Consider the following 24,348-nt stretch of genomic DNA (forward strand, 5'->3'; position numbering starts at 1 on the left):
ACCGTGGGTGTGTGGATCGATACCGACATGGGCTTTGACGATCTCGCCGCCATTCTGGTGGTGATGCATCAGGGCCTTGCCGTGGACGGCATCTCGCTCGCTTTCGGCAATACGGATCTTGCGCAGGTGCGCCGCAATGCCGCCGGCGCGGCGCGTGCCTTCGGCTGGACCGTCCCGTTCCATACGGGCCGCGAAAAGCCGGTGTTTGGCGCGCTTGAAACCGCCACTGCCATTCTCGGCGATACCGGCATTCCCACGCTTGGGCGTAGCCTGCCTGCAACGGACGTGATGCCGCAAGGCAATGCCTTTCTCGCGCTCAGCGACTGGCTTGCGAAGGATGACGGCGAAAAGCGCCTTCTGGCGCTCGGTCCGCTCACCAATATCGCCGCGCTGACGCTTGCCCGGCCTGATCTCGCTGCAAAGGTCGATGAACTCGTGTGGATGGGCGGCGGGCTGACCTCCGGCAATCACACGGCCTCCGCCGAGTTCAATGCGCTGGCCGATCCCGAAGCGCTCGCGATCGTTCTCGCCCACGGCCTGCCGCTGAAAATGGTCGATCTCGATTTCTGCCGCAAGATCCTCGCGACGCCGGCTGATGCGGAGCCAATCCGGGCGGCGGGCGGGCGCAATGCCGATCTGCTCGCCGACATGACCGGCGGCTTCATCGACATCGCCATTTCGCGCGGTCGCCCGGCCATGGCGCTTTACGATCCCGCCGCTGCCGCCGCTTTCGTCCGGCCCGATGTCGTGACCTGGACGCCCGCCCATATCGCGGTGGAATGCGCGGGCACGCTGACGCGCGGGCGTACCGTGGTCGAAACGCGGGCGACGCACGCGACATTCAACGCACACTATGCATCCGGCTGCGATGCGGCTGCCGTCCGCCGCATCGTGCTCGGCGCTTTGGAAGCGGAGGCCGCCAAGCCTTGACCCAGCCCCTTCGCGAACCATTCGATCTTGCAGACCCGGAACTCCGGCTTCAGGCCGTTGCGGCGGCGCGGGGAGACGCACCCTTTGACCGGCTCATCACCGGCGGCATTCTGGTCGACATGGTCACGGGCGAACATCGCACCGCCGATATCGGTCTTACGGGCGCACTGATTGCCTCCGTGCATGCGCCGGGCACCCGCAGCGATGCCCGGGAGACCATCGACGTTGCGGGCGGCTTCCTTGTGCCCGGTCTCATCGACACGCACATGCATGTCGAAAGCTCCATGGTCACGCCCGCCACCTATGCCGATGCCGTCGTGCCGCGCGGTGTCACCACCGTGGTCTGGGACCCGCATGAATTCGGCAATGTCCACGGTGTTGCCGGCGTCGATTGGGCCATTGCCGCCACGCGTGACCTGCCTCTGCGTTTCGTGGTCCTGGCCCCCTCCTGCGTGCCCTCCGCGCCGGGGCTGGAGGGAGCGGGTGCTGATTTCGATGCGGCAACCGTTGCCGGGCTGCTCGCCCGGCCCGAGATCGGCGGCATTGCCGAAGTCATGACCATGCGCAACGTCATAGATGGCGAACCGCGCATGAGCGGCATCGTGCAGGCGGGTCTGGCGGCGGGCAAGCCGGTCTGCGGCCATGCGCGTGGTCTGGCCGGAGCTGATCTTCAGGCCTTCATGGCGGCGGGCGTCTCTTCCGATCATGAGCTTGTCTCCGGAGACGACCTTCTGGCGAAGCTTCGCGCCGGGCTTTCCATCGAACTGCGCGGCTCCCACGATCATCTCCTGCCGGACTTCGTCGCTGCGCTGAATGCGCTTGACCATCTGCCGCAGACCGTCACGCTCTGCACCGATGATGTTTTCCCCGACGATCTGGTTCATGGCGGTGGTCTGGACGATGTGGTGCGTCGTCTGGTGCGCTACGGGCTGAAGCCGGAATGGGCGTTACAGGCGGCGACGCTGAATGCCGCCCGCAGGCTCGGCCGGGATGATCTCGGCCTGATGGCCGCCGGACGCCGCGCCGATCTCGTCGTCTTCGAAGACCTGACGGATTTTCGCGCCCGGTTCGTCATCGTCAACGGTGAAACCGTGGCTGAAGACGGCGTTCTTCGCCAGCCCTCGCAGCAGACGTCCGCCGGTTCTTTCACCGCCTCGGTCAAGGTCGCACCGCTTTCGCCGGATGATTTTCGCGTGCGTTCGAACGGTACCCGCGTGCGGGTCGCCACCATCGACCGCCCGCGCTTCACCCGCTGGGGCGAAGCGGAAACGAGTGTGGTCGATGGCTTCGTGGTGCCGCCGCAAGGCTCGACGCTGATCGCCGTCACACACCGCCACGGGCTGGCGGAAACCTTGCCGCGCGTCGGCTTTCTGCGTGAATGGGGCGCGTGGAACGGCGCCTTCGCCACCACGGTTGCCCATGACAGCCACAACCTCACCGTTTTCGGTGGCAATGAGGCCGACATGGCCGCAGCTGCCAATGCCGTTATCGCTGCCGGCGGTGGCATGGCGGTGGCTCAGCACGGCAAGGTCATCGCGCTCCTGCCGCTGCCGGTGTCCGGCCTCGTGTCGGAAGCCCGCCTGCCGGAGGTTGCCGACGGTTTTGCCACGCTCAGGGCGGCAATGGACCGGGTTGTCGTCTGGCAGCCACCTTATCTGGTCTTCAAGGCCTGTTTCGGGGCGACGCTCGCCTGCAATGCCGGACCGCATCAGACCGATCGGGGCATCGCCGATGTCGAAACCGGCCGGGTGCTTCCCTCACCCGTGCTCGGCATTCTGGAGTGAGAGGAATGACTGATTTCATAGCTGACGATCTTTCCTTCCTGACGGACCTTCGCCGCGATCTGCATGCCCATCCCGAACTCGGTTTCGAGGAGGAGCGCACCTCGGGCATTGTTGCCAAACTTCTGGAAGAGGCCGGCCTCGCCGTGCATCGAGGGCTCGGCGGCACCGGGGTCGTCGGCACGCTTCAGGTCGGTAACGGCACCCGCACCATCGGCCTGCGCGCCGATATGGATGCGCTCGCCATGCCGGAAAAGGCGGAGCGGCCCTATAAATCCAAGTTCGATGGCAAGATGCACGCCTGCGGCCATGATGGGCACACCACGCTGCTTCTCGGCGCGGCGCGGGCGCTGGCGAAAAGCCGCAATTTCTCCGGCACGGTGCATTTCATCTTCCAGCCGGCGGAAGAGGGCCGGGGCGGAGCACGGCGCATGGTGGAGGAGGGGCTGTTCCGGCTCTTTCCCTGCGATGCCGTCTATGGCCTGCATAACATGCCGGGGCTCGATCCCGACGAGATCGCCGTGGTCGAGGGGCCGCAACTCGCCTCTTCCGATAGCTGGCGGGTGACCTTCCGGGGCGTCGGCACCCATGGCGCCAAGCCGCATCTGGGGCGCGATCCCGTTACGGCCGCGGGCACGTTTCTCGCGGCGCTGCAAACCATTGTCGGGCGGGTGGTCGATCCTTTGCAGCCGGCGGTGGTCAGCGCCTGTTCGGTGCAGGCGGGTAATCCGCAGGCGCTCAATGTCATTCCCGATTTCGTGGAGATCGGCGGCACGGCGCGGGCCTATACGCCAGCGGTCCGCGACCAGCTCGAAACGGAGATCGGCCGGCTGGCCGACGGCACTGCCACCATGTTCGGCATTGCGGTGGATTACACCTTCGAGCGGCGTATTCCCCCCGTCGTCAATCACCCGGATGCGACGGCGCGGGCGCTTGCCGCAGCGCGCGATGTGTTCGGAGCGAAGGTGCGCACTGCCTTTCCGCCATCGACGGCGGGCGATGATTTCGCTTATTTCGGCATGGAAGCGCCGGGTTGTTATGTGTGGCTTGGCAATGGCCCGGCGGTGGATGGCGCGTTGCATCACAACACTGCCTATGACTTCAATGATGCGGCCATCGGTCCCGGCGTGCGCTTCTGGACGCGGCTTGTGGAGCGCGAGCTTGTCGGGGATCAGCCTGCGCGGTGACCAGCCTTCACGATTTCGGAGGGCAGGCCGGTGCTGGCGACAGCCACATGATAGAAGGCGCTGAGCAGGTTCTTCGTCTGGAAGGCGATGCCGTTGCTGCCAAGCGACTGGTTGAAGCCGAGCGGGTTGCCGGCGCGATCGACCTGGACATGCAGGCCGAAGAACATCTGGTCGTAATTGCGGTTCATCGGCGTCAGGAAGCGGGCGGTCTTCGAGGTGTCGAGATGACCGGAGAAGTTGGCGAGAAAGACCTGCATCAGGTCGTATTTCTCGTGGTCGTAGTCGGTAATGATCTCGCCGAACTTGCAAGCGCCCAGATGCGGCGCGGCCTTGAGCGTCGAGGTGCGGACGGCCTGGTAGAGATTGTGGCCCTTGGGCAGCTTGGCGATGATCCGCTGGGCGGTTTCCGTGCCGATCAGTGCCAGGTTTTCCTTGGTCGCGGCCGCCACTTCCTCGTCGTTCATCTCGTTGGTGATTGGCTTGAGCTTCTTGCGGGCTGCACTCTTTTCACCGTAGAACCATTCGCCATAGCGGGATGGTTCGGCCCTCGGCGCGTTCCTGACCTGCATGATGACGCCGCCGGGCATCGGTTTCCGGCCGGCCGGTTTCACGGAAGACTGCTCGGGAAGTGCCGCAACATCGTTCATGGTGTCTCCGACGGTTTTCGGGTTCTCGCGGAATTTTATCGCCTTTTGGTTAACGAGACGCAAAGGGGCGCCGCGTCTGATCGGCGCATGGGTGCGAAGGATGAGGACAGGCATGCAGCCGCACGATTTCTGGCAGAAGGTTCATCCGGCCGGGGACATAGCCGTTACAAACGGCTTCGAGCGAGCTTTTCCGGCCACGCTGTCGGACGGGCGGCAATTGCTCCTGCCCATCCGCCCGCTGTCGGATGGCGTCCACGCGCTCGCCTCGCTGATTGTCAATCAGGCGAGCTTCGCCGTGGTGGATGCGCTGGCTGAGGATCTGGCGGCACGGCTTCGCCCGTTTTCGCCCGAGGTGGTCGTCGGTCTGCCGACGCTTGGCCTGACGCTGGCGGCGGAGGTTGCCCGCAAGCTTGGCCATGAACGCTATGTGCCGCTCGGCACCTCGCGCAAGTTCTGGTACGAGGACCGGCTGTCGATCCCGATGTCCTCGATCACCACGCCTGAACAGGCCAAGCGGCTTTATGTCGATCCGCGCATGCTGCCGCTCATCGAGGGACGTCGGGTCGCGCTCATCGATGACGTGATTTCGTCGGGAACGTCCATCGTCGCCGGTCTGTCGCTGATGGACCTTCTAGGCGTGGAGCCGGTCGTGGTCGGGGCGGCCATGCTGCAATCGGAGCGCTGGCGTCCGGCGCTCCAGGCCTTCGGGCCGCAATGGCCGGGGCGGGTGCGCGGGGCCTTCGCCACGCCGTTGCTCGAAAAGGGCAAGGACGGGCGCTGGTATGCGCCCGCCTGATATGATCCGAGCTTACGCCTTTTCCCCGCGCAGCAGGCGAAGGGCGTTCGCCGTCACCAGAACCGTTGCGCCGGTATCGGCCAGAATGGCCGGCCACAGCCCGGTCACACCCAGCACGGTCGTCACGAGAAACACCGCCTTCAGCCCGAGCGCGATGGTGATGTTCTCGGCGATGTTGCGCATGGTGCGTTTCGAAAGTTCCACCATGCGGGCCACGTCACCAACGCGGCCATGCAGGATGGCAGCGTCTGCCGTTTCCAGCGCCACATCCGTACCGCCGCCCATGGCGATGCCGATATTGGCGGCCGCCAGCGCCGGGGCGTCGTTGATTCCGTCGCCCACCTTGCCGACCTTGAGGCCCTCGGCCTGCCATTCGCCGACGATGCGCCGCTTGTCTTCCGGCATCAGTTCGGCCCGCACCTCGATGCCGAGCGCATCGCCGATGGCCTGTGCGGTGCGGGCATTGTCGCCAGTCAGCATCACGGTGCGGATACCCTTGTCGCGCAGCCGCTTCAAACCGGCGGCGGCATCGTCGCGCGGTTCGTCTCGCATGGCGATTGCGCCGGCGAGGATACCGTTTTCCACCAGCAGGGACACGGTCTTGCCCTCGCCGTTCAGCGTGTCGATGGCGGCGCGCACGGCGTCGGGCAGGATCGTGCGTTCGGCCGCCGCCTTCGGCGAACCGAGGAAGACCTCCGTCCCTCCAACCGTGGCGCTCACGCCCTTGCCGCCCAGAGCCCTGGCGTCGAAAGCTTCGGGAACCGCAATCCCGTCGGCTTTGGCCCTGTCGAGAATGGCGAGCGCTAGCGGGTGGCTGGAGCCCGTTTCCAGCGCGGCGGCCAGCGAGAGAACCTCTGCCTCCGACCGTCCGAAGGTCAGCACATCCGTCACTTTCGGCTTGCCTTCGGTCAGCGTGCCGGTCTTGTCGAAAGCAATGGCCGTCAATCCGCCGAAACTTTCCAGAACGGCGCCGCCTTTCAGCAGCAGGCCGCGCCGGGCACCGGCGGAAAGCGAGGCGGCAATGGCGGCGGGCGTCGAAATCACCAACGCGCAGGGGCAACCGATGAGCAGAACGGCAAGGCCCTTGTAGACCCATTCGCTCCAGTCGCCGCCGGCCACAAGCGGCGGCAGAATGGCGATGAGCGCAGCCACCACCACGACACCCGGCGTGTAATAGCGCGAGAAACGGTCGATGAAGCGCTCCGTCGGGGCCTTCTTTTCCTGCGCTTCCTCCACCAGCTTCACCACGCGGGCAATGGTGTTGTCCTCCGCCGTTGCCGTCACGCGGATGGTCAGGGCGGCCTCACCGTTCACCGTGCCGGCAAACACGCTGTCGCCCATGCCCTTGCGCACCGGAATGCTTTCGCCGGAGACGGGGGATTCGTCGATGGCGCTTTCACCGGCGATGATCTCGCCATCGGCGGAAATGCGTTCGCCGGGGCGCACGAGAACGCTGGCGCCCAGCGCCAGTTCGCCGGCAGGCACCTCACGGGTCTGGCCGCCGGCCTCGACCAGCAAGGCCGTGCGCGGCACGAGCGCGGAAAGGGAGCGGATGCTGTCACGCGCCTTTCCGGCGGCCACGCCTTCGAGCAGTTCACCGACGAGAAAGAGGAAGACCACAGCGGCGGCTTCCTCCGAAGCATCGATGATGACCGCTCCGATGGCGGCAATGGTCATCAGCATTTCGATGGAAAAGGGCGTGCCGTTGAGAGCGGCCATGATCGCACGCCGGGCAATCGGCACCAGACCCACCGCCATGGCAAGGGTGAAGGCATACGGCGCGATGGCGGGAAAGGCGAGGCCGGCTCCATAGGCAGCCGCCAGCGCCAGGCCGGAAACGATCGTCAACCGGCCCTTCCGGCTCTTCCACCACGGGCCTTGCGAGGGACCGTGATCGTGGCCATGCAGCCCTTCCACCGCAGCCTTGCCCGTATCCTTGTCGTGATCGTGCCCCGCATGGGTGTGATCGTCATGGTTGTGACCATGGTCGTGATCGTGCCCGCCGCAGCAGGCGCCATGGTCGTGATCGTGGTCATGGACTGCGTGGCGTGTTGCCGGGCCGGCGTCTGTCGCTCCGGAAAGCGGCGTTGCCTTGTAGCCCAGCGCCTTCACCTTGCGGCCGACATCGGCGGCATCGAGGTTGCCGTCATGGGTCACGGTCATGGTTCCGGCGGTTACGGAAACGGCAACGTCGCTCACACCGGCCATGCGGCTGACGGCGGTGTCGATCTTGGCGGCGCAGGAGGCGCAATCCATGCCCTCCACCCGGAATCGTATTTGCGGTGATATGTTCATCCGTCACTCCCGAAAGTCTACGGATGCCGTTCTAGAACCTCTAGTCACTATAGCTGCAAGTGCTTTTTTTACGTGAGACTAAAGTCGATCGAAATAGTCATGTCAAAGTGCTGTTTTCAAAACGATTTGGTATTTCCTACTATGATTTCTGAGGGGAGGCTTATTAGTGTTTTATAAACTACTAATGGAGCAATTTAGGACAGTAGTCGCTGTGCGTGTGGTCCTGATGGAGGGTCGGTTCAGCGTTCCGTTATTTTTGTCTGGCCCCGTTTGAAGCGAAAGCAGTTCCATGTTCTCAAAATTCACCGGTCATAACCGTGCAAGGCTGGACGCGCTTGAGGCTATCAAGGCGCGGGTCATGATTGCGGATGCGAAGCTCAACATCACCTATCTTAACGGGGCGGTGCGCGAGCTTCTCAGCGAGGCCGAGAGTGACCTGAGGGCGGAACTGCCGCGCTTCAGCATGGCGACGCTGGTCGGCTCGAACATCGATGTGTTCCACAAGAACCCCGCGCATCAGCGCAAGATGCTGGCCAGCCTCAAGGAGCCCTACAGCGCCACCATTCGTGTTGGTCATCATGTCTTCGATCTGATGGTATCGCCGCTGTTCGAGCGCGACAAGCTGACCGGTTATGTCGTGGAATGGGCGAATGCCAGCGAACGCCTTAAAAATCTGGATTTCGCCAATCGGTTGAGCGCGGTCGACAAGGTTCAGGCGATGATCGAATTCTCGCCGGATGGCACGATCCTGACTGCCAATGCCAACTTCCTCAAGGCGACGGGATACGGGCTGGACGAGCTTGTCGGTCGCCACCATTCCATGCTGGTTGACCGGGATCATGCCGCCAGCGCCGATTATACGGCTTTCTGGGCCGCTTTGAACCGGGGTGAAGCGCAGGTGGGCGAGTTCGCCCGCATCGGCCGCGATGGCCGCCGGGTGCTTCTCAATGCCTCCTACAATCCGATTGCCGACGAGCGCGGCCGTATCGTGCGGATCGTCAAGTTCGCCACCGACGTGACCGAGCGCTTCAACGCGGTGCACCGTCTGGGCGAAGGCCTGACGCGTTTGGCCGCCGGCGAACTGGACTGCCGTCTCGATGTACCCTTTGCGCCGGATTTCGAGCCGTTGCGTCAGAACTTCAACACGGCGATCACGTCGCTTTCCCACACACTCGGCGCCGTCGCCAATGCCTCGGTGGAAATCGATCTTCATTCGAGCGAGGTCAGCAGCGGCGCCAGTGATCTGTCCCAGCGCACCGAACGTCAGGCTGCCTCGCTGGAAGAAACGGCCGCCGCGCTCGACGAGATTACAGTCAATGTGCAGAATGCCGCCGCCCGTTCGGACGAGGCGCGCAAGGCTGCCGAGCAGGCCAAGAGCAGCGCCAGCCACTCGGCCATGGTGATGGGTGAAGCTATCGATGCCATGGCGCGCATTGAGGATTCCTCCAACAAGATTTCCTCGATCATCGGCGTTATCGACGAGATTTCCTTCCAGACCAATCTTCTGGCGCTCAATGCCGGCGTCGAGGCCGCCCGTGCCGGTGAAGCCGGCAAGGGCTTTGCCGTGGTGGCGCAGGAAGTGCGCGAACTTGCGCAGCGTGCAGCCAGTGCCGCCCGCGAAATCAAGGAACTGATCGCGCATTCCTCTGGCGAGGTGAAAAGCGGCGTGAAGCTGGTCAGCGAGACCGGCGAAGCCCTGCGCAGCATCGAAGACAGCATTCTCGTCGTCAATACGCAGATCCAGGCCATTGCCACCGCTGCCAAGGAGCAGGCCATCGGGCTTGATGAGGTCAATGCCGCCGTCAACCAGATGGATCAGGTCACGCAGCAGAATGCCGCCATGGTCGAAGAGACGAGTGCTGCAAGCGCCACGCTGGCCGGGCAGGCCGAGCAGTTGCGCCGGCTGATCGAGCATTTCCAGCTCGGCAATGATGCACCGCAGCGCCCCGTCACGCGACAGGCGCCGGCAAAGACCCAGCCTGCGGCTCGTCCGGTCCGCCGCGCCGCAGTCCCCGCAACACAAGGCAATGCCGCGCTGAAACAGGAAAGCTGGTCGGAATTCTGAGCCGGCTCATGATCTTCCTGGTGCCCGGTTTCGACCGGGCATTTTCGTGTTCGCCATTCGCCGAGTTTACAGAATGCCGGCCCAGAGGTCCGCATGGCTTCCGGTATGGTTTGCCATGCCGGGCTTTGTCAGGCAGCCCTTCGGGGGAATGAAGCTGTCGATGCGCCGTTTCGGACGCTCGTGCCAGGAGATGTTGAAGGCGAAATAGCGCGGAAAGAATTGCAGGTGGGAATAGGGCAGGTGATCATGGATCCACCAGGCCATCTTCTGCCAGTCGCCCGGCGCCTGAAACCGGTCCCAGACGGATGGCACGACAATGCAGGCCGTCGCTCCCATGCAGCCTTCCGCATCGCGCCGGTCCCAGATATGGCCGGCAAAATCGTCGCGGGCGCAATTATAAGCGCCCTTGCCCGCCCGCATAAGGGCGTTGCCGAGATTGTTGACCGTGGCCGAGCGGTAGGCGGAGCGGAGGGCGATGCGCCCGAAGGTATCCTGCAGCGGTTCCAGCAGGTCTTCGCAAAGCCGTGTTCCCGCGGCAATCGCAAGGTCGGGATCGTCCGGAATATTGGCGATGCCGTGAATCACCGCGATTTCCGAATGCAGGAACTCGCGCAGGAAGAAGTTTTTCGAAAGCCGCACCCGGCCCAGTTCGGTGAGCGTCTGAACGGAGGCGGGCTTCTTCATGAATCAGCCGCCGGTCAGGTGGAAGAAGGCCCAGACTGCGATGAGCGCGGCAATGACCCCCAGCCAGATCAACCCCTTGCGCAGGGCGGGATTGGGCTTCTTCGGTTCCTTCGGCTTTGGCGGACGCTTGAACTCCACAACGTTGGACACGGCTCTCTCCCTTCATTTCACGTGAATCGCTCCCTTCTCATACCACCGGAAGATTGCTGAAATCCTGCGGTTTTTCCGCTCGTCACTTCCCGGCAAAGACTCCGGTTGACTCTTTTGCGGAATGAGAACAAATAAAGAACAGACAGCCGATTGAACGGCCGCCTACCCGGAAACCAACAGCAAGCCTCAAGTGTTCACCCATGTGTTCATCCATGCCGGAACCTGTGCATCGTACCGTCATTTCCGAACTGCGAGAACGCATTGGCCGCCTCGAAGGCGGGCAGGGTGCGGCGCGTGGCGTCCTGCCCTTCGGTGTCGCTGAAATCGACCGGGTTCTCCCTGAAGGCGGGCTTGCGCGCGGCAGTCTGCATGAAGTGACGGGTGGCGGCAACGGTGCGGTGGATGGCGCAATCGCAGCGCTTTTTGCCGCCGGTATCGCGGCGCGCACGGCGGGGCCGGTGCTCTGGTGCCTTACCCGGCGCGATCTCTTTGCTCCGGCGCTGATGCAGGCGGGGCTTTCACCTGACCGGCTGATCTGCGTGGAAGCGGGCGACGACAAGCAGTTGCTCGCCTGTTTCGAGGAGGGGCTTCGCCATGGCGGTCTCGGTGCCGTCATCGCCGAGGTGGCGAAGCTCTCCATGGTGGCGTCGCGCCGGCTGCAACTGGCCGCCGAATCGTCCGGTGTCATCGCGCTCGCCATCCGTCGGTTCCGGCGTGTGGCGGAAGCGGCGGCGTTCGGTCAGCCGACCGCTGCCGTTACCCGCTGGCGGGTGTCGGCGCTGCCATCCGCGCCGCTGCCGGTGCCGGGCGTTGGCCGGGCGCGCTGGCGGGTCGAACTCACCCGCTGCCGGGCGGGGGAAGGTGCCGTTTTCGAAGTGGAGGCTTGCGATGCAAAGGGTCGTCTCTCTGTTCCTGCCCTTCTGGCCGGTGGACCGGCTGCGGCGCAGCCCGCAGAGCGCCGCGCCGCCTCCTGAGGTGCCGCTGGCGCTCGTCCATCGTGAAGGCGGGCGGCGCGTGCTTTACGCCGTCGATCCCGCCGCCCGCCGTCTCGGCCTCGTGCGGGGCATGGCGGCGGCCAAGGCGCAGGCGCTGGTGCCGGGCCTCACCCTTCTTCCCGCCGATCCCGCTGCCGACCTTGAAGGTCTGTACAGGCTGGCGCTCTGGGCGCTGCGTCACCTTTCGCCCGTTGTGGCGCTCGATCCGCCGGATGGGCTGTTGATCGAAACCAGCGGCGCCGACCATCTGCATGGCGGCGAAGCGGCTATGCTTGCCTTTCTCGTCGGTCGTTTTGCCGGGGCCGGTGTTACGGCGCGCGCCGCGGTGGCGGAAAGCCGGGGGGCTGCCCATGCCGCTGCCCGCTTTCTCGAAAGCGACAAGGCGGTCATTGCGCCGGGCGCGGTGGAGGCGCTGCTGAAACCTTTGCCGCTCAAGGCGCTCAGGCTGGCGCCGGCGCTGGTGCGGGACATGCGGGCGCTCGGCTTCGAGCGGGTCTGCGACATTTTCCATGAGCCGCGCGCGCCGCTTGCGCTCCGTTTCGGGCCGGAGCCCGGTCGCCGGCTCGATCAGGCGCTCGGGCGCATCGGTGACCCCTTCGATCCCGTTCGCCCGCCCGATCCGGTCGAGGCACGCCGTCTCTTCGGCGAACCCATCGGCGCGGCCGAAACCATCGCCCGCTATATTGCCAGACTCGTTGCCGCCCTCTGTCCGGCGCTGGAAAGGCGTGGCCTCGGCGCGCGCCGGCTCGATCTGTTGTTTCGCCGGGTGGATAGCGGCTTCCAGGCCATCCGCGTCGGCACGGCCACTCCTGTGCGTGATGAGAAGCGCCTGACACGTCTCCTGTGCGAGAAGATCGAAACCGTCGATCCCGGCTTCGGCATCGAGGAAATGATCCTCACCGCCACGCTGGCCGAGCCCTTCGTGGAAAGGCAGGCGCGTTCGTCGCTGTCGGGTGCGGTGGAAGCCGATCTTTCCGGCCTTGTCGACGTGCTCGCCAACCGGCTCGGTGCCGGACGGCTTTATCGCTTCGCTCCGGTCGAAAGCGATGTGCCGGAACGCGCCTTCATGCGGGTGCCGCCGCTTGCGCCGGGTGTGGAGGGAGGCATTCATGGTGCTGCCCCTGCCTGGTCAGGTGAATGGCCGCGACCGGCCCGGCTCCTGCCCCGTCCCGAACGCATCGAAACCATGGCGCTTCTGCCGGATCATCCGCCGGTGTGGTTTTCCTGGCGCGGCGTGCGCCGCCGCATCCGCGCGGCCGACGGGCCGGAGCGTATCTTTGGGGAATGGTGGAAACGGGCGGCGGAGCGCGCGGCGGTGCGCGATTATTTCCGCATCGAGGACGAGGCCGGCGAGCGCTTCTGGATCTTCCGTTCCGGCAATGGCGAAGACCCGGAGACCGGCAGTCACGACTGGTTCCTGCACGGGATATTCGGATGAGCGACGCCCCTTACGCAGAACTGCAGGTCACCTCGCATTTTTCCTTCCTGCGCGGGGCATCCTCCTGCGAGGCCCTGTTCGAGCGGGCGCGTGACCTCGGGCTGCCGGCGCTTGGCATTGCCGACCGCAACACGCTCGCCGGCATCGTTCGGGCCCATCAGGCCGCGAAGGAAACGGGCGTGCGCCTTGTTGTCGGCTGCCGTCTCGATCTCGCTGACGGCATGTCGGTGCTGGTCTATCCCATGGACCGGCCGGCCTATGCCCGGCTGTGCCGGCTGCTGTCGCTCGGCAAGGGGCGGGCGGGCAAGGGAAAATGCCTGCTGCATTTCGAGGATCTCGCCGCCTATGGCGAAGGTTTCATGGCCATTCTCGTGCCGGACCGGGCGGATGAGACGACGAGGTTCTATCTCGCCCGCATGGCCGCCACCTTCGGCCCGCGCGCCTCCATGGCTCTCACCCTCAGGCGTCGCCCGAACGATCAGCTTCGCCTGCACGAACTCGCCGCCATGGCGGCGGAAGCCGGCGTCGCGCCGGTCGTTACCAATGATGTGCTCTATGCCGATCCCGCGCAGCGCATGCTGCAGGATGTCGTCACCTGCATTCGCCACACCACCACCATCGATGCCGCCGGCTTTCGCCGCGAGCGCCATGCCGATCGTTACCTGAAACCGCCGGAAGAAATGCAGCGGCTCTTTCTCCGCTACCCGCAAGCGCTCGCCCGTTCGGTGGAGATCCTGCAGCGCTGCCGCTTCTCGATGGATGAACTGGCCTATCAGTATCCGGAGGAGAAGCTCTTTCCCGATCTTTCCCCGCAGGAAGCGCTGGAAAAGCTCGTCGCCGCAGGTGTCGTGTGGCGTTATCCGAATGGCGCTCCGGCAAAGGTCCAGGCCGCCCTTGCCCATGAACTGGCCCTCGTCCGCAAACTCGAATACGCGCCCTATTTCCTGACCGTGAATTCCATCGTGCGCTATGCGAAGTCGAAGGACATTCTCTGTCAGGGGCGTGGCTCGGCGGCCAATTCCGCCATCTGCTACGTGCTCGGCATCACCGCCATCGATCCCGCCGAAAGCAGCCTTCTGTTCGAACGCTTCATTTCGGAAGACCGACGAGAGCCGCCCGATATCGATGTGGATTTCGAACATCAGCGCCGGGAAGAAGTGATCCAGTGGGTTTACGAAACCTACGGGCGCGAGCGGGCGGCGCTGTGCGCCACCGTTACCCGCTACCGGGCCAAGGGCGCGCTGCGTGATGTCGGCAAGGCGCTCGGCCTTCCGGAAGACGTGATCCGGCAATTGTCGTCACAGATGTGGGGCTGGTCCTCGAAACTCGGTGCGGCGGAAGCGCAGGAAAGCGGCCTCAACCTTGCCGATCCGCGCATTGCGTTGACGCTGGAGCTTGCCGGCCAGTTGGCGGGCGCGCCACGGCATCTGTCACAGCATCCGGGTGGTTTCGTCCTGACCCGCGACCGGCTGGACGAACTCGTGCCCATCGAACCCGCCGCCATGGCCGACCGGCAGGTTATCGAATGGGACAAGGATGACATCGACATCCTGAAATTCATGAAGGTGGATGTGCTGGCGCTCGGCATGCTCTCGTGCATGAAGCGCGGCTTCGATCTTCTGGCCGCGCACAAGGGCATATCCGTGGATCTGGCTTCCATAAAACAGGATGACCAGCCCACCTATGCGATGATTCGCAAGGCCGATACGATCGGCGTATTCCAGATCGAGAGCCGGGCTCAGATGTCGATGCTGCCGCGCCTCAGGCCCCGGAAATTTTACGATCTCGTCATTCAGGTCGCCATCGTCCGTCCCGGTCCCATTCAGGGCGATATGGTTCATCCCTATCTGCGCCGGCGCGACGGCAAGGAAAAACCGGATTATCCCCGGCCGGAATTCGAAGCGGTTCTAGAGCGCACGCTTGGTGTGCCGATCTTCCAGGAACAGGCCATGCAGGTGGCGATTGCCTGTGCCGGTTTCACCGCCAACGAAGCCGATCAGCTTCGCCGTGCCATGGCCACGTTCAAGAATGTCGGCACCATTCAGGCCTTTCACGAAAAGCTGGTCGGCGGCATGGTGAAGAACGGCTACGACCGGGACTTTGCCGAACGCACCTTCAAGCAGTTGGAAGGCTTCGGTTCCTATGGTTTTCCCGAAAGCCACGCCGCCTCCTTCGCCAAGATCGCCTATGCCTCTTCCTGGCTCAAATGCCATCACCCGGATGTGTTCTGCGCCGCCCTTCTCAATGCACAGCCCATGGGTTTCTACGCCCCGGCCCAGATCGTGCGCGATGCGCAAGCGCATGGGGTGGAAGTGCGCCCGGTCTCCATCAACAAAAGCCGCTGGGATTGCACGCTGGAACCGTCATCGAAGGGCGGCGGGCTTTTTGCCGTGCGGTTGGGGTTTCGCATGGTGCGGGGGCTTTCGAATGAGGCCGCTGCCGCTCTCGTCAATGCCCGCGTGATCGGCCCCTATCGTTCCATCGACGATCTCTGGCGGCGGGTGCGGCTTGCCGCCGGCGCCATGGAGGCACTGGCCAGTGCCGATGCCTTCCAGCCGGCGTTCAACCTTTCGCGGCGGGAGGCGCTCTGGGCGCTGAAGGGGCTGCGGGATGAGCCGTTACCGCTCTTTGCCGCCGCAACCGAACGGGAAGCTTCAGCCTTTCCCGAGCAGGACGAGCCCGAGATTGCGCTGCGTCCGATGACGGCGGGCGGTGAGGTGGTCGAGGATTACGGTCATGTCGGGCTGACATTGCGCGCCCATCCACTGACCTTCCTGCGTGAAGACCTGCGCCAGCGGCGGTTTGTTCCCTGCGCCGATGCCGTTTCCAGTCCCGACCGCCGCTGGGTCAAGACGGCGGGCCTCGTTCTGGTGCGCCAGCGTCCGGGTTCGGCCAAAGGGGTGATCTTCGTCACCATCGAGGATGAAACAGGCATCGCCAATCTCGTGGTCTGGCCGAAGATTTTCGAAAAATTCCGCCGCATCGTGCTGGGTTCGGGCATGCTCGGTGTTTCTGGCCGTCTCCAGCGGGAGGGCGAGGTGGTCCACATCGTCGCCCGCGAACTCTTCGATCTCTCCGCCGATCTCCTCAGCGTCGGCCAGCGCGATACGCCCTTCCGCCAGCCTTTCGCCCGGGCCGACGAATTCCGCAACGGCCCGCCGCGCGACGATCCGCGCGGTCTTGCCAGATATGCGCGGCCGGCGGCACCGGCATCGGAGGAGGCGATCCGGGTCCGCTCGCGCGACTTCCACTAGAGAAGCTTCTCGACCTTACCCGCGGTCCGAACCTTGTTTTTGCCATGAGGCGCGCTATGGTCTGGACCAAAGTCGATTTCGATGTCCGATCCTCCTGTCGGCAAGCCACCGGATTTCCCATGACAGAACCGAAGATGACTGCGCGCCGCACCGCCTTTCTGGGCGCGCTCCTGACGGCGGTCGGTCCGCTGTCCATGGCGATCTATGCGCCCGCCATGCCGGAACTGGTCACGGTGTTTTCCTCCACCGATGCGGCGATCAAGGCGAGCCTGTCCTTCTATTTCGGCGGTTTTGCCGTGGCCCAGCTTGCGGCGGGGGCGGCCTCCGATGCGTTTGGCCGCCGTCCGGCAAGCCTTGCCTTTTTCGGCGTCTACCTTCTCGGCGGGCTCATGGCCTGTTTCGCGCCGTCGGTGGAATGGCTGCTGGCCGGGCGGCTGGTGCAGGGCATCGGGGCCTCGGTCGGGATCACAGTGGCGCGGGCGGTGGTGCGCGATCAGTTCGCCGGCGCGGATGCCGCCCGCATCATGAATATCATGGGCATCATTCTCGGCGTCGGTCCGGCGCTCGGGCCGATCGTCGGCGGCATCGTGCTGCAGTTGTTCGGCTGGCAGGCGGTGTTCCTCGTCATGATCGCGCTTGGATTCCTGGCGATTGTCGCCGTGGTGACCATGCCGGAAACCACTGTGCCGGACCGCACTCGCGCCCGCCCGGGCATGATTGCCAGTACCTATGGCCGGCTGATCGTCGATCCGCGCTTCGTGCTGCCCTCGCTGGTCACGGGCGGGGCGGTGGGGGCGCTTTACACGCAAGCGACCATGCTGCCCTTCATCCTTATCCAGATGGTCGGTCTGTCACCGTCGCAATACGGCTTTGCCATGATCTTGCAGACCGGCTTCTATTTTCTCGGCTCGGTCACGCTCAGGCTCGTGTCGCCGCGCATTGGCGGTCACAGGGCAGTCGTTGCAGGGCTCGTTTTCTGCGGCATCGGCGCGACGCTGATGGTTACGTTCTCGCGCTTCGTCGAACCGACACTGCTCTCCGTCATGGTGCCGATCTCGTTCACCACCTTCGGCATCGCGCTGCTCACGCCGCACATCATCACCGTGGCGCTTGCGCCCTTCGCCACCGTTGCCGGCTCGGCTTCGGCCATGATGGGTTTCATCCAGATGGGGGCGGGCTTTGCCATGGGGCTTGCCGGTGCGCTGTTTGCCTCGCCGCTTCTGGCCTATGGCACGCTTCTGCCTGCCATGCAGGCCACCGCCATCCTCTCCTATCTCGGTTATCTCAAGCTCTGTTCCGCCCGCGCGAACTAACGAAAAAAGCCGCCCCGGTGTTCCGGAGCGGCCTTTTGCAATCGTTCGAACGTGGTTCGATCAGCTCTTCTGGTCGCGCTTGGCGAGCGTGCGAAGGCGCAGCGCGTTGAGCTTGATGAAGCCGGCGGCGTCCTTCTGGTCGTAGGCGCCGTGATCGTCCTCGAAGGTGACGAGCGAGTCGGAATAGAGCGACTTCGGCGATTCACGGCCCTCGACGATGACGTTGCCCTTGTAGAGCTTCAGCGTCACTTCGCCTTCGACATCCTTCTGCGAATAGTCGATTGCGGCCTGCAGCATCAGGCGTTCCGGCGAGAACCAGAAGCCGTAATAGATGAGTTCCGCATAGCGCGGCATCAGGTCGTCCTTGAGGTGGGCTGCACCGCGATCGAGCGTGATGGATTCAATGGCGCGATGGGCCGTCAGCAGGATGGTGCCGCCGGGGGTTTCGTAGACGCCGCGGCTCTTCATGCCGACGAAGCGGTTTTCCACGAGGTCGAGACGGCCGATGCCGTTGTCGCGGCCGTAATCGTTGAGCTTGGCCAGAAGCGTCGCCGGGCTCATGCGCACGCCGTTGATGGAAACGGCATCACCCTTTTCGAAGCCGATCTTGATGATCGTGGCCTTGTCCGGGGCGGCTTCCGGGGAAATGGTGCGCATGTGCACATATTCCGGAGCCGGATGGGCCGGATCTTCCAGCACCTTGCCCTCGGAAGAGGAGTGCAGCAGGTTGGCGTCGACGGAGAAGGGAGCCTCGCCCTTCTTGTCCTTGGCCACCGGAATCTGGTTCTTTTCGGCGAAGTCGATGAGGTCGGTACGGCTCTTGAACGACCATTCGCGCCAGGGGGCGATGATCTTGATATCCGGGTTCAGCGCATAGGCCGAAAGCTCGAAGCGAACCTGGTCGTTGCCCTTGCCGGTGGCGCCGTGGGCAATGGCGTCGGCGCCGGTTTCGCGGGCGATCTCGATCAGGCGCTTGGAAATCAGCGGCCGGGCAATCGAGGTGCCGAGCAGGTAGACGCCTTCATACACGGCATTGGCGCGGAACATCGGGAAGACGAAATCGCGCACGAATTCCTCGCGCACGTCCTCGATATAGATTTCCTTGATGCCCAGCATCTCGGCCTTCTTGCGGGCCGGCTCGAGTTCTTCACCCTGGCCGAGATCGGCGGTGAAGGTCACGACTTCGGCGCCGAGTTCGGTCTGGAGCCACTTCAGGATGATCGAGGTGTCGAGGCCGCCGGAATAGGCCAGCACGACTTTCTTTACGTCTTTGGGGAGAGCCATGGTCAAAACGTCCGTTTGCATGCGGCGGTGCAAAACCCGGTCATCGGGGCCGCCATTTCCGGCTGTCTCATTAGCGGGATTGTGACCGCCTGCCAAGGAAAACCGCGCGGCATTTCAGCGCAAGCGGTGCCTTTTCAGGCCGCGGTCGGGCGTGACAGCACGTAGGCCGCGCCTGCCAGCATGAAGCCGGCGACGAGAGCGGCGAGGATAAACGAGGGGTGGGCGGTCAGCAGAAACAGCGGGAAGCTCACCGACATCATGGAAACGGAGAGGATTTTCGCCCGTTTCGGAATGGCGCCCTTTTCCCGCCAGGCCCGCAGCACCGGACCGAAATGCGCGTGATCCAGAAGATAGCGCTCGAAACGTTCGGAAGAACGGGCAAAGCACCAGGCGGCGACGATCAGGAACGGTGTGGTCGGCAAACCGGGCAACACCACCCCCACCGCGCCGATGGCGACCATCAGCCAGCCGAAGGTGAGATATGTCCATCGCAAAAGCGGGTTCATGGTCATAATTCTACTCCATCCCCTGCGGTTTTCCTAATGCAATGTGGCGGGCGGGTTCCCTCTCCCGGCGGGGAGAGGGAAGGGGTGAGGGGGATCACCCCGCATAGCGCGCCTTCAGCGCCTCGAACTTCGCCAGTTGTTCCGTATCCAGTTCGCGGGCCGCGTCCCGGCGCACGAAGATCTTGAACATGGCCGCACCTTCGGCGTTCATGAACCAGATGGAACAGGAGCGTCGGCCGTGGAAGGGTCGGTCAATAAAGGCGATGGACTGGCAGTTGGCCTTTTTGATGTGACCACCGATCGGGCTGTCGCCGTGGATGTTGAACCAGCCATGGCCTTCGGAGCCTTCCGGCAGGCTGCCCGTCACTTCGGCGACGATATCGGCGGTGTGAACGATCAGGAGAACGTCGCCCCAGCCGGTCATTTCGCTCCAGATGGCGGCAAACTCTTCCGCCGGCACCACGGTTGCGGCTCCCTTCGGCAGAAGGGCGAGGATTTCGGCGGGCGTCACGTCAGCGGCGGAAGCGATGGCTTCCACCACGCCATCCGGCTTTTCGGCCAGTGCCTGCCCGGCACGGGCTCTGCGGTCTTCGGCGGCAGGCGCGCTCACTCGGCGGCTTCCTTCTTCGCTTCCGGTGCGTCGTGAATGAACACTTCGAAGCCTTCGAACTGGGGCGGGCCGAGATATTCCACCTTGCCGCGGTTTTCGCCGGCCTTGGCATGGGCGGCGCGGAACTGCTCGGATTGCGTCCAGGCCTTGAAGTCCTCATAGCTTTCCCAGACCGTGTGGGAAGCGTAGAGCGTGTGATCCTCGGCCTTCGGGCCCTTCAGCATGTGAAATTCGACATAGCCCTTCATCTCGTTCAGCCGGCGTTCGCGGCTTTTCCAGATGTTTTCGAAGGCTTCCTCGGACCCCGGAGCGATCCGGAAACGGTTCATGGCGATGTACATTCGCGTCTTCCTCTTCATTGGCCAGGCAGTATCCGCCGCCTCTTCCTGCTTGCCTTCCTACTTAAAGATGTCTATTTCAGTCAAGTTAAATCGGGCCGCCCGCCGGGGCTGTCGCCCGGCCCTTTTACGTGAGGAAATGCGTATGTTCGCCACCGGTTCCCTGCTGCGGCCGCTTGCCGCCGTCCTCGTTTTCACCGCCCTGCCGGCGTTGGCCGCCGAGCGCTATCCGCAGGCGCAGCGCATCGTCTCGGTGGGGGGAACGGTCACGGAAATCCTCTATGCGCTCGGCGCGGGCGATCGCATCGTGGCGCGCGACAGCACCAGCTATTACCCGGCCGAGGCCAATGCCAAGCCGGATGTGGGCTACATGCGTGCGCTTTCGCCCGAAGGTATTTTTGCACAGAAGCCGGATCTGATCCTTGCCGAAGACGGCGCCGGCCCGGCGGATGCGATTGCGGTTCTCAAAGCCGGCCAGGTGCCCTTCGTCATGGTGGATACGCCGCCCTCCGGCGATGCCATTGCGCAGAAGATCCGTGACACCGGTGCCGCTGTCGGTCTCGATGACAAGGCCGATGCACTGGCCAAGGATGTCACGGCGGCGCTGGACAGGCTGAAGGCCGAGATCGCCACCATCGAACCGGCCGGGAAGAAGCGCGTGCTGTTCGTTCTCTCACTTGCCAATGGTCGCGTCATGGCCGCGGGCAAGGAAACGGAAGCCGGGGCACTGATCGAAATGGCCGGCGGCATCAATGCAGCCGGTGAAATCGCCGGCTACAAGCCGCTGTCGGATGAGGCGGTTATCGCCGGCAAGCCCGATCTTGTCCTCGTCATGAACACGGGGCAGCACCAGATGACGGCGGAACAGGTCTTTGCCGTTCCCGCCCTGGCCGCCACGCCCGCCGCCGCCAACAAGGCGCTGCTCACCATGGACGGGCTTTATCTCGTCGGTTTCGGCCCGCGCACACCCGCCGCCGCCCGCGATCTCGCCATTGCCCTTTATCCGGAAAAGGTGAAGCCGTGAGCACCGGTGTCATGGCGGCGGAAGGTTTCCGCGAAACCGGCGACCGCTCGCGTCGCGCCACCCTCGTCATCGCCGCGCTGGCCGTGCTGCTTGCTGTCGCCATCCTCGTGTCCCTCACCACCGGGCCGACCGCCGTCGGTTTCCACGACCTCGTTGCCTATGTCACGGGCGGGGCGGACGCCATGGCGGCGCAGGACCGGGTGATCCTTGAATCCGTGCGTCTGCCGCGCACCCTGCTCGGGTTGCTGGCCGGGGCGGGGCTTGCCGTTTCCGGTGCCATGATGCAGGGCCTGTTTCGCAACCCGCTGGCCGATCCCGGCATTGTCGGCGTCACCTCGGGCGCGGCCCTTGCTGCCGTCGTCGCCATCGTGCTCGGCGGTTCGGTTCTGGCGCCGGTCGCGGCCTTCTTCGGGCCTTGGTTCCTGCCCGCCTTCGCTTTTGCCGGCGGCCTCATCAACACGCTGCTGCTCTACGCCATCGCCACGGAAAAGGGCGAGACCTCCACCACCATGCTGGTGCTGGCCGGCATCGCCATCGCCGCGCTGACGGGGGCGGCCACGGGTCTTCTCATCTTCATCGCCGATGACCGCGCCCTGCGTGACATCACCTTCTGGTCGCTCGGTTCGCTGGGCGGGGCCACCTATGCCAAAATCCTCTCCGTCCTGCCTTTCATCACGGTGGTGCTGGCGCTCATTCCGTTTCTGGCGCGCGGGCTCGATGCGTTGATTCTGGGCGATGCCGCCGCCTTCCACATGGGCATTCCCGTGCAGCGGGTGAAACGGCTTGCCATTCTGGCCGTCGCCGCGGCCTGTGGCGCGACGGTTGCGGCCGCCGGCTCCATTGGCTTCGTCGGCATCATCGTGCCGCATCTGCTGCGCCTGGCCATGGGGCCTTCACATCGCTTCCTGCTGCCGGGGTCAGCGCTCGGAGGCGCGGCGCTCCTCATTCTGGCGGATAGCATCGCCCGCACGGTGGCTTCGCCCGCAGAACTGCCCATCGGCATCGTCACCGCGCTCATCGGCACGCCGGTTTTCCTGTTCCTGCTGCTCGGACGCAACGGCAGTTCCGGCCTGAGGGGGCTTTGATGATTTCGGCAAACGAACTCACCTTCATTCGCGGCGGCCGTCGCCTTGTCGATGCGGTCAATCTGGACCTGAAGCCCGCGACCATGACGGTCGTCATCGGCCCGAACGGTGCGGGCAAATCGACACTGCTCAAGCTCATGACCGGTGAAATCCGGCCCGATGGCGGTTCGGTTCTGCTGGATGGCGCGGATGTCACCACGCTCTCGGCCCGTGAACTCGCCGCCCGCCGCGCGGTGCTGCCGCAATCGCTGGCGCTTTCCTTCCCCTTTACGGCGCTCGAAATCGTTCGCATGGGGGCGATTGCGCATGGCTCATTGACGCCGGAGCGCGATGCCCGCGCCGCGCTTCACCGTGTCGGCCTCGCCGGCTTCGAAGGCCGATCCTATCAGGCGTTGTCGGGCGGCGAACAGCAGCGCGTGCAGTTTGCCCGTGTGCTGGCGCAGGCGCCGCAGCCGGTGGAAAACGGGGTGGCCAAGGCGCTTTTCCTCGATGAGCCGACGTCGAGCCTCGATATTGGCCACCAGATCGCCGTTCTGGAAATCGCCCGCGATTTCGCCCGCGCCGGCGGCGCGGTGCTTGCCATCCTGCACGACCTGAACCTTGCCGCCGAATTCGCCGACCGGCTTGTGGTGCTGCATCGGGGCCGGGTCGTTGCCAGCGGTACGTCAGTCGAAACCTTGTCCGACCGCACGATTTCGGAGGTTTACGGCATTTCCGGCGCTGTCGGTCGTGTGCCGCCCGCGCATATCCCGTTCATCCTGCCGCAGGCCCGTCACGGATAGGCTGCAAACCTGCCTTGCACTCTCGCCTGTTTTCCCTAGATTTGCCGCACACGTTTTGCGCAGGAGGAGAAAGCATGGCGGATCAGGCAGCGATTGCGACCCCGGAACCGGTTCTGGGGGAAAAGGCAGGTTCGGCGGGGCTCATCCGCCTCAATCGTCCCAAGGCGCTGAACAGCCTCAACCTGCCAATGGTGCGGCTGATGCAGGGCCTGCTCGATGATTACGCGGCGGATGCCAGTGTCGGCAGCGTGATCGTCTCCGGCGAGGGGGAGCGTGGCCTGTGCGCGGGTGGCGATATCCGCGCCATGCATGACAGCGGCAGGGCCGACGGGCAGGAGGCGAAGGACTTCTGGCGGGAGGAATTCCGCATGAATCATTTCATAGCCCACTATCCGAAGCCCTATGTGGCGATCATGGACGGTATCGTCATGGGTGGCGGCGCCGGCATTTCCGTGCATGGTAGCCATCGCATCGTCACGGAGCGCACCCGTCTCGCCATGCCGGAAACCGGCATCGGCTATTTCCCGGATGTCGGCGCAAGCTGGTTCCTGCCGCGTCTTTCCGGCCGGGTGGGCTACTGGATGGGCCTGACGGGCCATGAGATTGGCGCGGCGGATGCGCTGGCCAGCGGCCTTGCGGATTATTGCGTGCCTTCCGCCATGCTGCCGCGGCTGACGGAAGCACTTTTTGCCATCCCGGCATCGGCGGGCACCGGGGATGTCGGCTCGGTTATCGAACGTTTCTCATTGACGCCTCCCACCGGGCCGCTGGCTGCCAATCGCGATCAGATCGACCGCATCTTTGCGCTCCAGACCGTGGAAGAGATCGTTGCCGCGCTCACGCGGGAGGATGACGATTTCGCCCGCGAAACACTCGGCCTTATCGCGAAGCGGTCGCCGCGCAGCCTCAAATTGTCCTTGCGGCTGCTCCAGCTCGGTGAAGCGAGCGGCAGCCTCGCCGAGTGCCTCGAGCGGGAATATGCGGCGGGTATCGGCATGCTCTCCAATCCGGATTTCTACGAAGGCGTGCGCGCCGCCGTGATCGACAAGGACCGCAATCCGAAATGGAACCCGGCGACACTGGCCGGCGTGAGCGAGGATGACCTTGCGCCCTTCTTCCCGAAGGGGCACCCGCCGGTCTTTCCGGAACACAGGCTGTAAGAACGGGCGGGCAGGCTGCTTCCC

At 64.4% G+C, this 24,348-nt stretch carries 21 protein-coding genes; 13 read left to right on the top strand and 8 right to left on the bottom strand.

All coding sequences use genetic code 11. The annotated features are described in order from the left end of the window. Nucleotides 1-3: 3 nt before the first annotated feature. From GGQ66_RS13640 to GGQ66_RS13650, 3 genes are read left to right on the top strand one after another with little or no spacing between them, the layout of a single operon-like run. The gene (locus tag GGQ66_RS13640) at nt 4-930 is read left to right on the top strand and encodes a nucleoside hydrolase (RefSeq protein ID WP_183793269.1); all 927 of its coding nucleotides are present in this window, start codon (nt 4-6) and stop codon (nt 928-930) included. Further along, nucleotides 927-2,714 (top strand): adenine deaminase, encoded by a 1,788-nt coding sequence (locus tag GGQ66_RS13645; RefSeq protein ID WP_183793270.1) that lies wholly within the window; start codon nt 927-929, stop codon nt 2,712-2,714. The genes GGQ66_RS13640 and GGQ66_RS13645 overlap by 4 nt, the downstream gene beginning before the upstream one ends. Nucleotides 2,715-2,719: 5 nt before the next feature. Beyond that, nucleotides 2,720-3,898, top strand: coding sequence for an amidohydrolase (locus GGQ66_RS13650; protein ID WP_183793271.1), 1,179 nt, complete (start codon nt 2,720-2,722; stop codon nt 3,896-3,898). On the opposite strand, the gene GGQ66_RS13655 is transcribed toward GGQ66_RS13650, so the two are convergent. Beyond that, the gene (locus tag GGQ66_RS13655; RefSeq protein WP_183793272.1) at nt 3,883-4,545 is read right to left on the bottom strand and encodes a DUF6656 family protein; all 663 of its coding nucleotides are present in this window, start codon (nt 4,543-4,545) and stop codon (nt 3,883-3,885) included. The genes GGQ66_RS13650 and GGQ66_RS13655 overlap by 16 nt on opposite strands. A 112-nt stretch (nt 4,546-4,657) precedes the next feature. Between GGQ66_RS13655 and GGQ66_RS13660 the strand changes: the two genes are divergently transcribed. After that, complete coding sequence (locus GGQ66_RS13660) at nt 4,658-5,341, top strand: phosphoribosyltransferase (protein WP_183793273.1); 684 nt, start codon at nt 4,658-4,660, stop codon at nt 5,339-5,341. Nucleotides 5,342-5,353: 12 nt separating this feature from the next. On the opposite strand, the gene GGQ66_RS13665 is transcribed toward GGQ66_RS13660, so the two are convergent. Continuing rightward, nucleotides 5,354-7,636, bottom strand: coding sequence for a heavy metal translocating P-type ATPase (locus tag GGQ66_RS13665; protein WP_183793274.1), 2,283 nt, complete (start codon nt 7,634-7,636; stop codon nt 5,354-5,356). Between the two features lie 289 nt (nt 7,637-7,925). Here GGQ66_RS13665 and GGQ66_RS13670 point away from each other — a divergent pair, with 289 nt between their 5' ends. Beyond that, entirely contained in the window at nt 7,926-9,701 is a 1,776-nt protein-coding gene (locus GGQ66_RS13670; RefSeq protein ID WP_183793275.1) for a methyl-accepting chemotaxis protein, read from the top strand. A gap of 66 nt (nt 9,702-9,767) precedes the next feature. Here the strand turns inward: GGQ66_RS13670 and GGQ66_RS13675 are convergent, their stop codons facing one another. Beyond that, the gene (locus GGQ66_RS13675; protein WP_183793276.1) at nt 9,768-10,385 is read right to left on the bottom strand and encodes a hypothetical protein; all 618 of its coding nucleotides are present in this window, start codon (nt 10,383-10,385) and stop codon (nt 9,768-9,770) included. A gap of 3 nt (nt 10,386-10,388) precedes the next feature. Beyond that, nucleotides 10,389-10,535 carry a hypothetical protein gene (locus GGQ66_RS13680; RefSeq protein ID WP_183793277.1) on the bottom strand — a complete coding sequence of 49 codons (147 nt, stop codon included), beginning with the start codon at nt 10,533-10,535 and terminating at the stop codon, nt 10,389-10,391. A 212-nt stretch (nt 10,536-10,747) separates the two neighbouring features. Here GGQ66_RS13680 and GGQ66_RS13685 point away from each other — a divergent pair, with 212 nt between their 5' ends. From GGQ66_RS13685 to GGQ66_RS13700, 4 genes are all read left to right on the top strand, one after another. Continuing rightward, a complete protein-coding gene (locus GGQ66_RS13685) occupies nt 10,748-11,509 on the top strand; it encodes an ImuA family protein (RefSeq protein WP_183793278.1) in 762 nt (253 codons plus the stop codon). After that, nucleotides 11,424-12,968, top strand: coding sequence for a Y-family DNA polymerase (locus tag GGQ66_RS13690; RefSeq protein WP_183793279.1), 1,545 nt, complete (start codon nt 11,424-11,426; stop codon nt 12,966-12,968). The genes GGQ66_RS13685 and GGQ66_RS13690 overlap by 86 nt, the downstream gene beginning before the upstream one ends. Beyond that, the gene (locus GGQ66_RS13695; protein ID WP_183793280.1) at nt 12,965-16,222 is read left to right on the top strand and encodes an error-prone DNA polymerase; all 3,258 of its coding nucleotides are present in this window, start codon (nt 12,965-12,967) and stop codon (nt 16,220-16,222) included. Before GGQ66_RS13690 ends, GGQ66_RS13695 begins: the two co-directional genes overlap by 4 nt. 119 nt (nt 16,223-16,341) lie before the next feature. Beyond that, a complete protein-coding gene (locus GGQ66_RS13700) occupies nt 16,342-17,535 on the top strand; it encodes a multidrug effflux MFS transporter (RefSeq protein WP_237358916.1) in 1,194 nt (397 codons plus the stop codon). A gap of 60 nt (nt 17,536-17,595) precedes the next feature. On the opposite strand, the gene GGQ66_RS13705 is transcribed toward GGQ66_RS13700, so the two are convergent. The 4 genes from GGQ66_RS13705 to hmuQ all read right to left on the bottom strand — a co-directional run bounded on the left by GGQ66_RS13705 (nt 17,596) and on the right by hmuQ (nt 20,276). Continuing rightward, nucleotides 17,596-18,819 (bottom strand): argininosuccinate synthase, encoded by a 1,224-nt coding sequence (locus GGQ66_RS13705; RefSeq protein ID WP_183793281.1) that lies wholly within the window; start codon nt 18,817-18,819, stop codon nt 17,596-17,598. 134 nt (nt 18,820-18,953) lie between these two features. Beyond that, on the bottom strand, nt 18,954-19,313 hold the full coding sequence (locus tag GGQ66_RS13710) for a YbaN family protein (RefSeq protein WP_183793312.1): 360 nt from the start codon (nt 19,311-19,313) through the stop codon (nt 18,954-18,956). A gap of 106 nt (nt 19,314-19,419) precedes the next feature. Next, entirely contained in the window at nt 19,420-19,935 is a 516-nt protein-coding gene (gene hutX, locus GGQ66_RS13715; RefSeq protein WP_183793282.1) for a heme utilization cystosolic carrier protein HutX, read from the bottom strand. Beyond that, the gene (gene hmuQ, locus GGQ66_RS13720) at nt 19,932-20,276 is read right to left on the bottom strand and encodes a heme-degrading protein HmuQ (RefSeq protein WP_183793283.1); all 345 of its coding nucleotides are present in this window, start codon (nt 20,274-20,276) and stop codon (nt 19,932-19,934) included. The genes hutX and hmuQ overlap by 4 nt, the downstream gene beginning before the upstream one ends. A 142-nt stretch (nt 20,277-20,418) precedes the next feature. Here hmuQ and GGQ66_RS13725 point away from each other — a divergent pair, with 142 nt between their 5' ends. The 4 genes from GGQ66_RS13725 (at nt 20,419) to GGQ66_RS13740 (ending at nt 24,324) form a co-directional block, all read left to right on the top strand. Beyond that, complete coding sequence (locus GGQ66_RS13725) at nt 20,419-21,297, top strand: heme/hemin ABC transporter substrate-binding protein (protein WP_237358917.1); 879 nt, start codon at nt 20,419-20,421, stop codon at nt 21,295-21,297. 11 nt (nt 21,298-21,308) lie between these two features. Beyond that, nucleotides 21,309-22,382 (top strand): FecCD family ABC transporter permease, encoded by a 1,074-nt coding sequence (locus GGQ66_RS13730; protein ID WP_183793313.1) that lies wholly within the window; start codon nt 21,309-21,311, stop codon nt 22,380-22,382. Next, entirely contained in the window at nt 22,382-23,164 is a 783-nt protein-coding gene (locus tag GGQ66_RS13735; RefSeq protein WP_183793285.1) for a heme ABC transporter ATP-binding protein, read from the top strand. Before GGQ66_RS13730 ends, GGQ66_RS13735 begins: the two co-directional genes overlap by 1 nt. 74 nt (nt 23,165-23,238) lie before the next feature. Next, nucleotides 23,239-24,324, top strand: a complete 1,086-nt coding sequence (locus GGQ66_RS13740) for an enoyl-CoA hydratase/isomerase family protein (RefSeq protein ID WP_183793286.1) — start codon at nt 23,239-23,241, stop codon at nt 24,322-24,324. Nucleotides 24,325-24,348: the final 24 nt, after the last annotated feature.

It is taken from the genome of Allorhizobium borbori, assembly GCF_014196535.1.
Taxonomy (GTDB): Bacteria; Pseudomonadota; Alphaproteobacteria; order Rhizobiales; family Rhizobiaceae; genus Ectorhizobium; species Ectorhizobium borbori.

Coding starts and splice junctions, on each gene's coding strand:
- GGQ66_RS13735 (WP_183793285.1), top strand. CDS start 22,382: ATGATTTCGGCAAACGAACTCACCTTCATTCGCGGCGGCCGTCGCCTT.
- GGQ66_RS13730 (WP_183793313.1), top strand. CDS start 21,309: ATGGCGGCGGAAGGTTTCCGCGAAACCGGCGACCGCTCGCGTCGCGCC.
- GGQ66_RS13655 (WP_183793272.1), bottom strand. CDS start 4,545: ATGAACGATGTTGCGGCACTTCCCGAGCAGTCTTCCGTGAAACCGGCC.
- GGQ66_RS13725 (WP_237358917.1), top strand. CDS start 20,419: ATGTTCGCCACCGGTTCCCTGCTGCGGCCGCTTGCCGCCGTCCTCGTT.
- GGQ66_RS13685 (WP_183793278.1), top strand. CDS start 10,748: ATGCCGGAACCTGTGCATCGTACCGTCATTTCCGAACTGCGAGAACGC.
- hmuQ (WP_183793283.1), bottom strand. CDS start 20,276: ATGTACATCGCCATGAACCGTTTCCGGATCGCTCCGGGGTCCGAGGAA.
- GGQ66_RS13665 (WP_183793274.1), bottom strand. CDS start 7,636: ATGAACATATCACCGCAAATACGATTCCGGGTGGAGGGCATGGATTGC.
- GGQ66_RS13695 (WP_183793280.1), top strand. CDS start 12,965: ATGAGCGACGCCCCTTACGCAGAACTGCAGGTCACCTCGCATTTTTCC.
- GGQ66_RS13670 (WP_183793275.1), top strand. CDS start 7,926: ATGTTCTCAAAATTCACCGGTCATAACCGTGCAAGGCTGGACGCGCTT.
- GGQ66_RS13700 (WP_237358916.1), top strand. CDS start 16,342: ATGACAGAACCGAAGATGACTGCGCGCCGCACCGCCTTTCTGGGCGCG.
- GGQ66_RS13675 (WP_183793276.1), bottom strand. CDS start 10,385: ATGAAGAAGCCCGCCTCCGTTCAGACGCTCACCGAACTGGGCCGGGTG.
- GGQ66_RS13740 (WP_183793286.1), top strand. CDS start 23,239: ATGGCGGATCAGGCAGCGATTGCGACCCCGGAACCGGTTCTGGGGGAA.
- GGQ66_RS13660 (WP_183793273.1), top strand. CDS start 4,658: ATGCAGCCGCACGATTTCTGGCAGAAGGTTCATCCGGCCGGGGACATA.
- GGQ66_RS13690 (WP_183793279.1), top strand. CDS start 11,424: ATGCAAAGGGTCGTCTCTCTGTTCCTGCCCTTCTGGCCGGTGGACCGG.
- GGQ66_RS13705 (WP_183793281.1), bottom strand. CDS start 18,819: ATGGCTCTCCCCAAAGACGTAAAGAAAGTCGTGCTGGCCTATTCCGGC.
- GGQ66_RS13650 (WP_183793271.1), top strand. CDS start 2,720: ATGACTGATTTCATAGCTGACGATCTTTCCTTCCTGACGGACCTTCGC.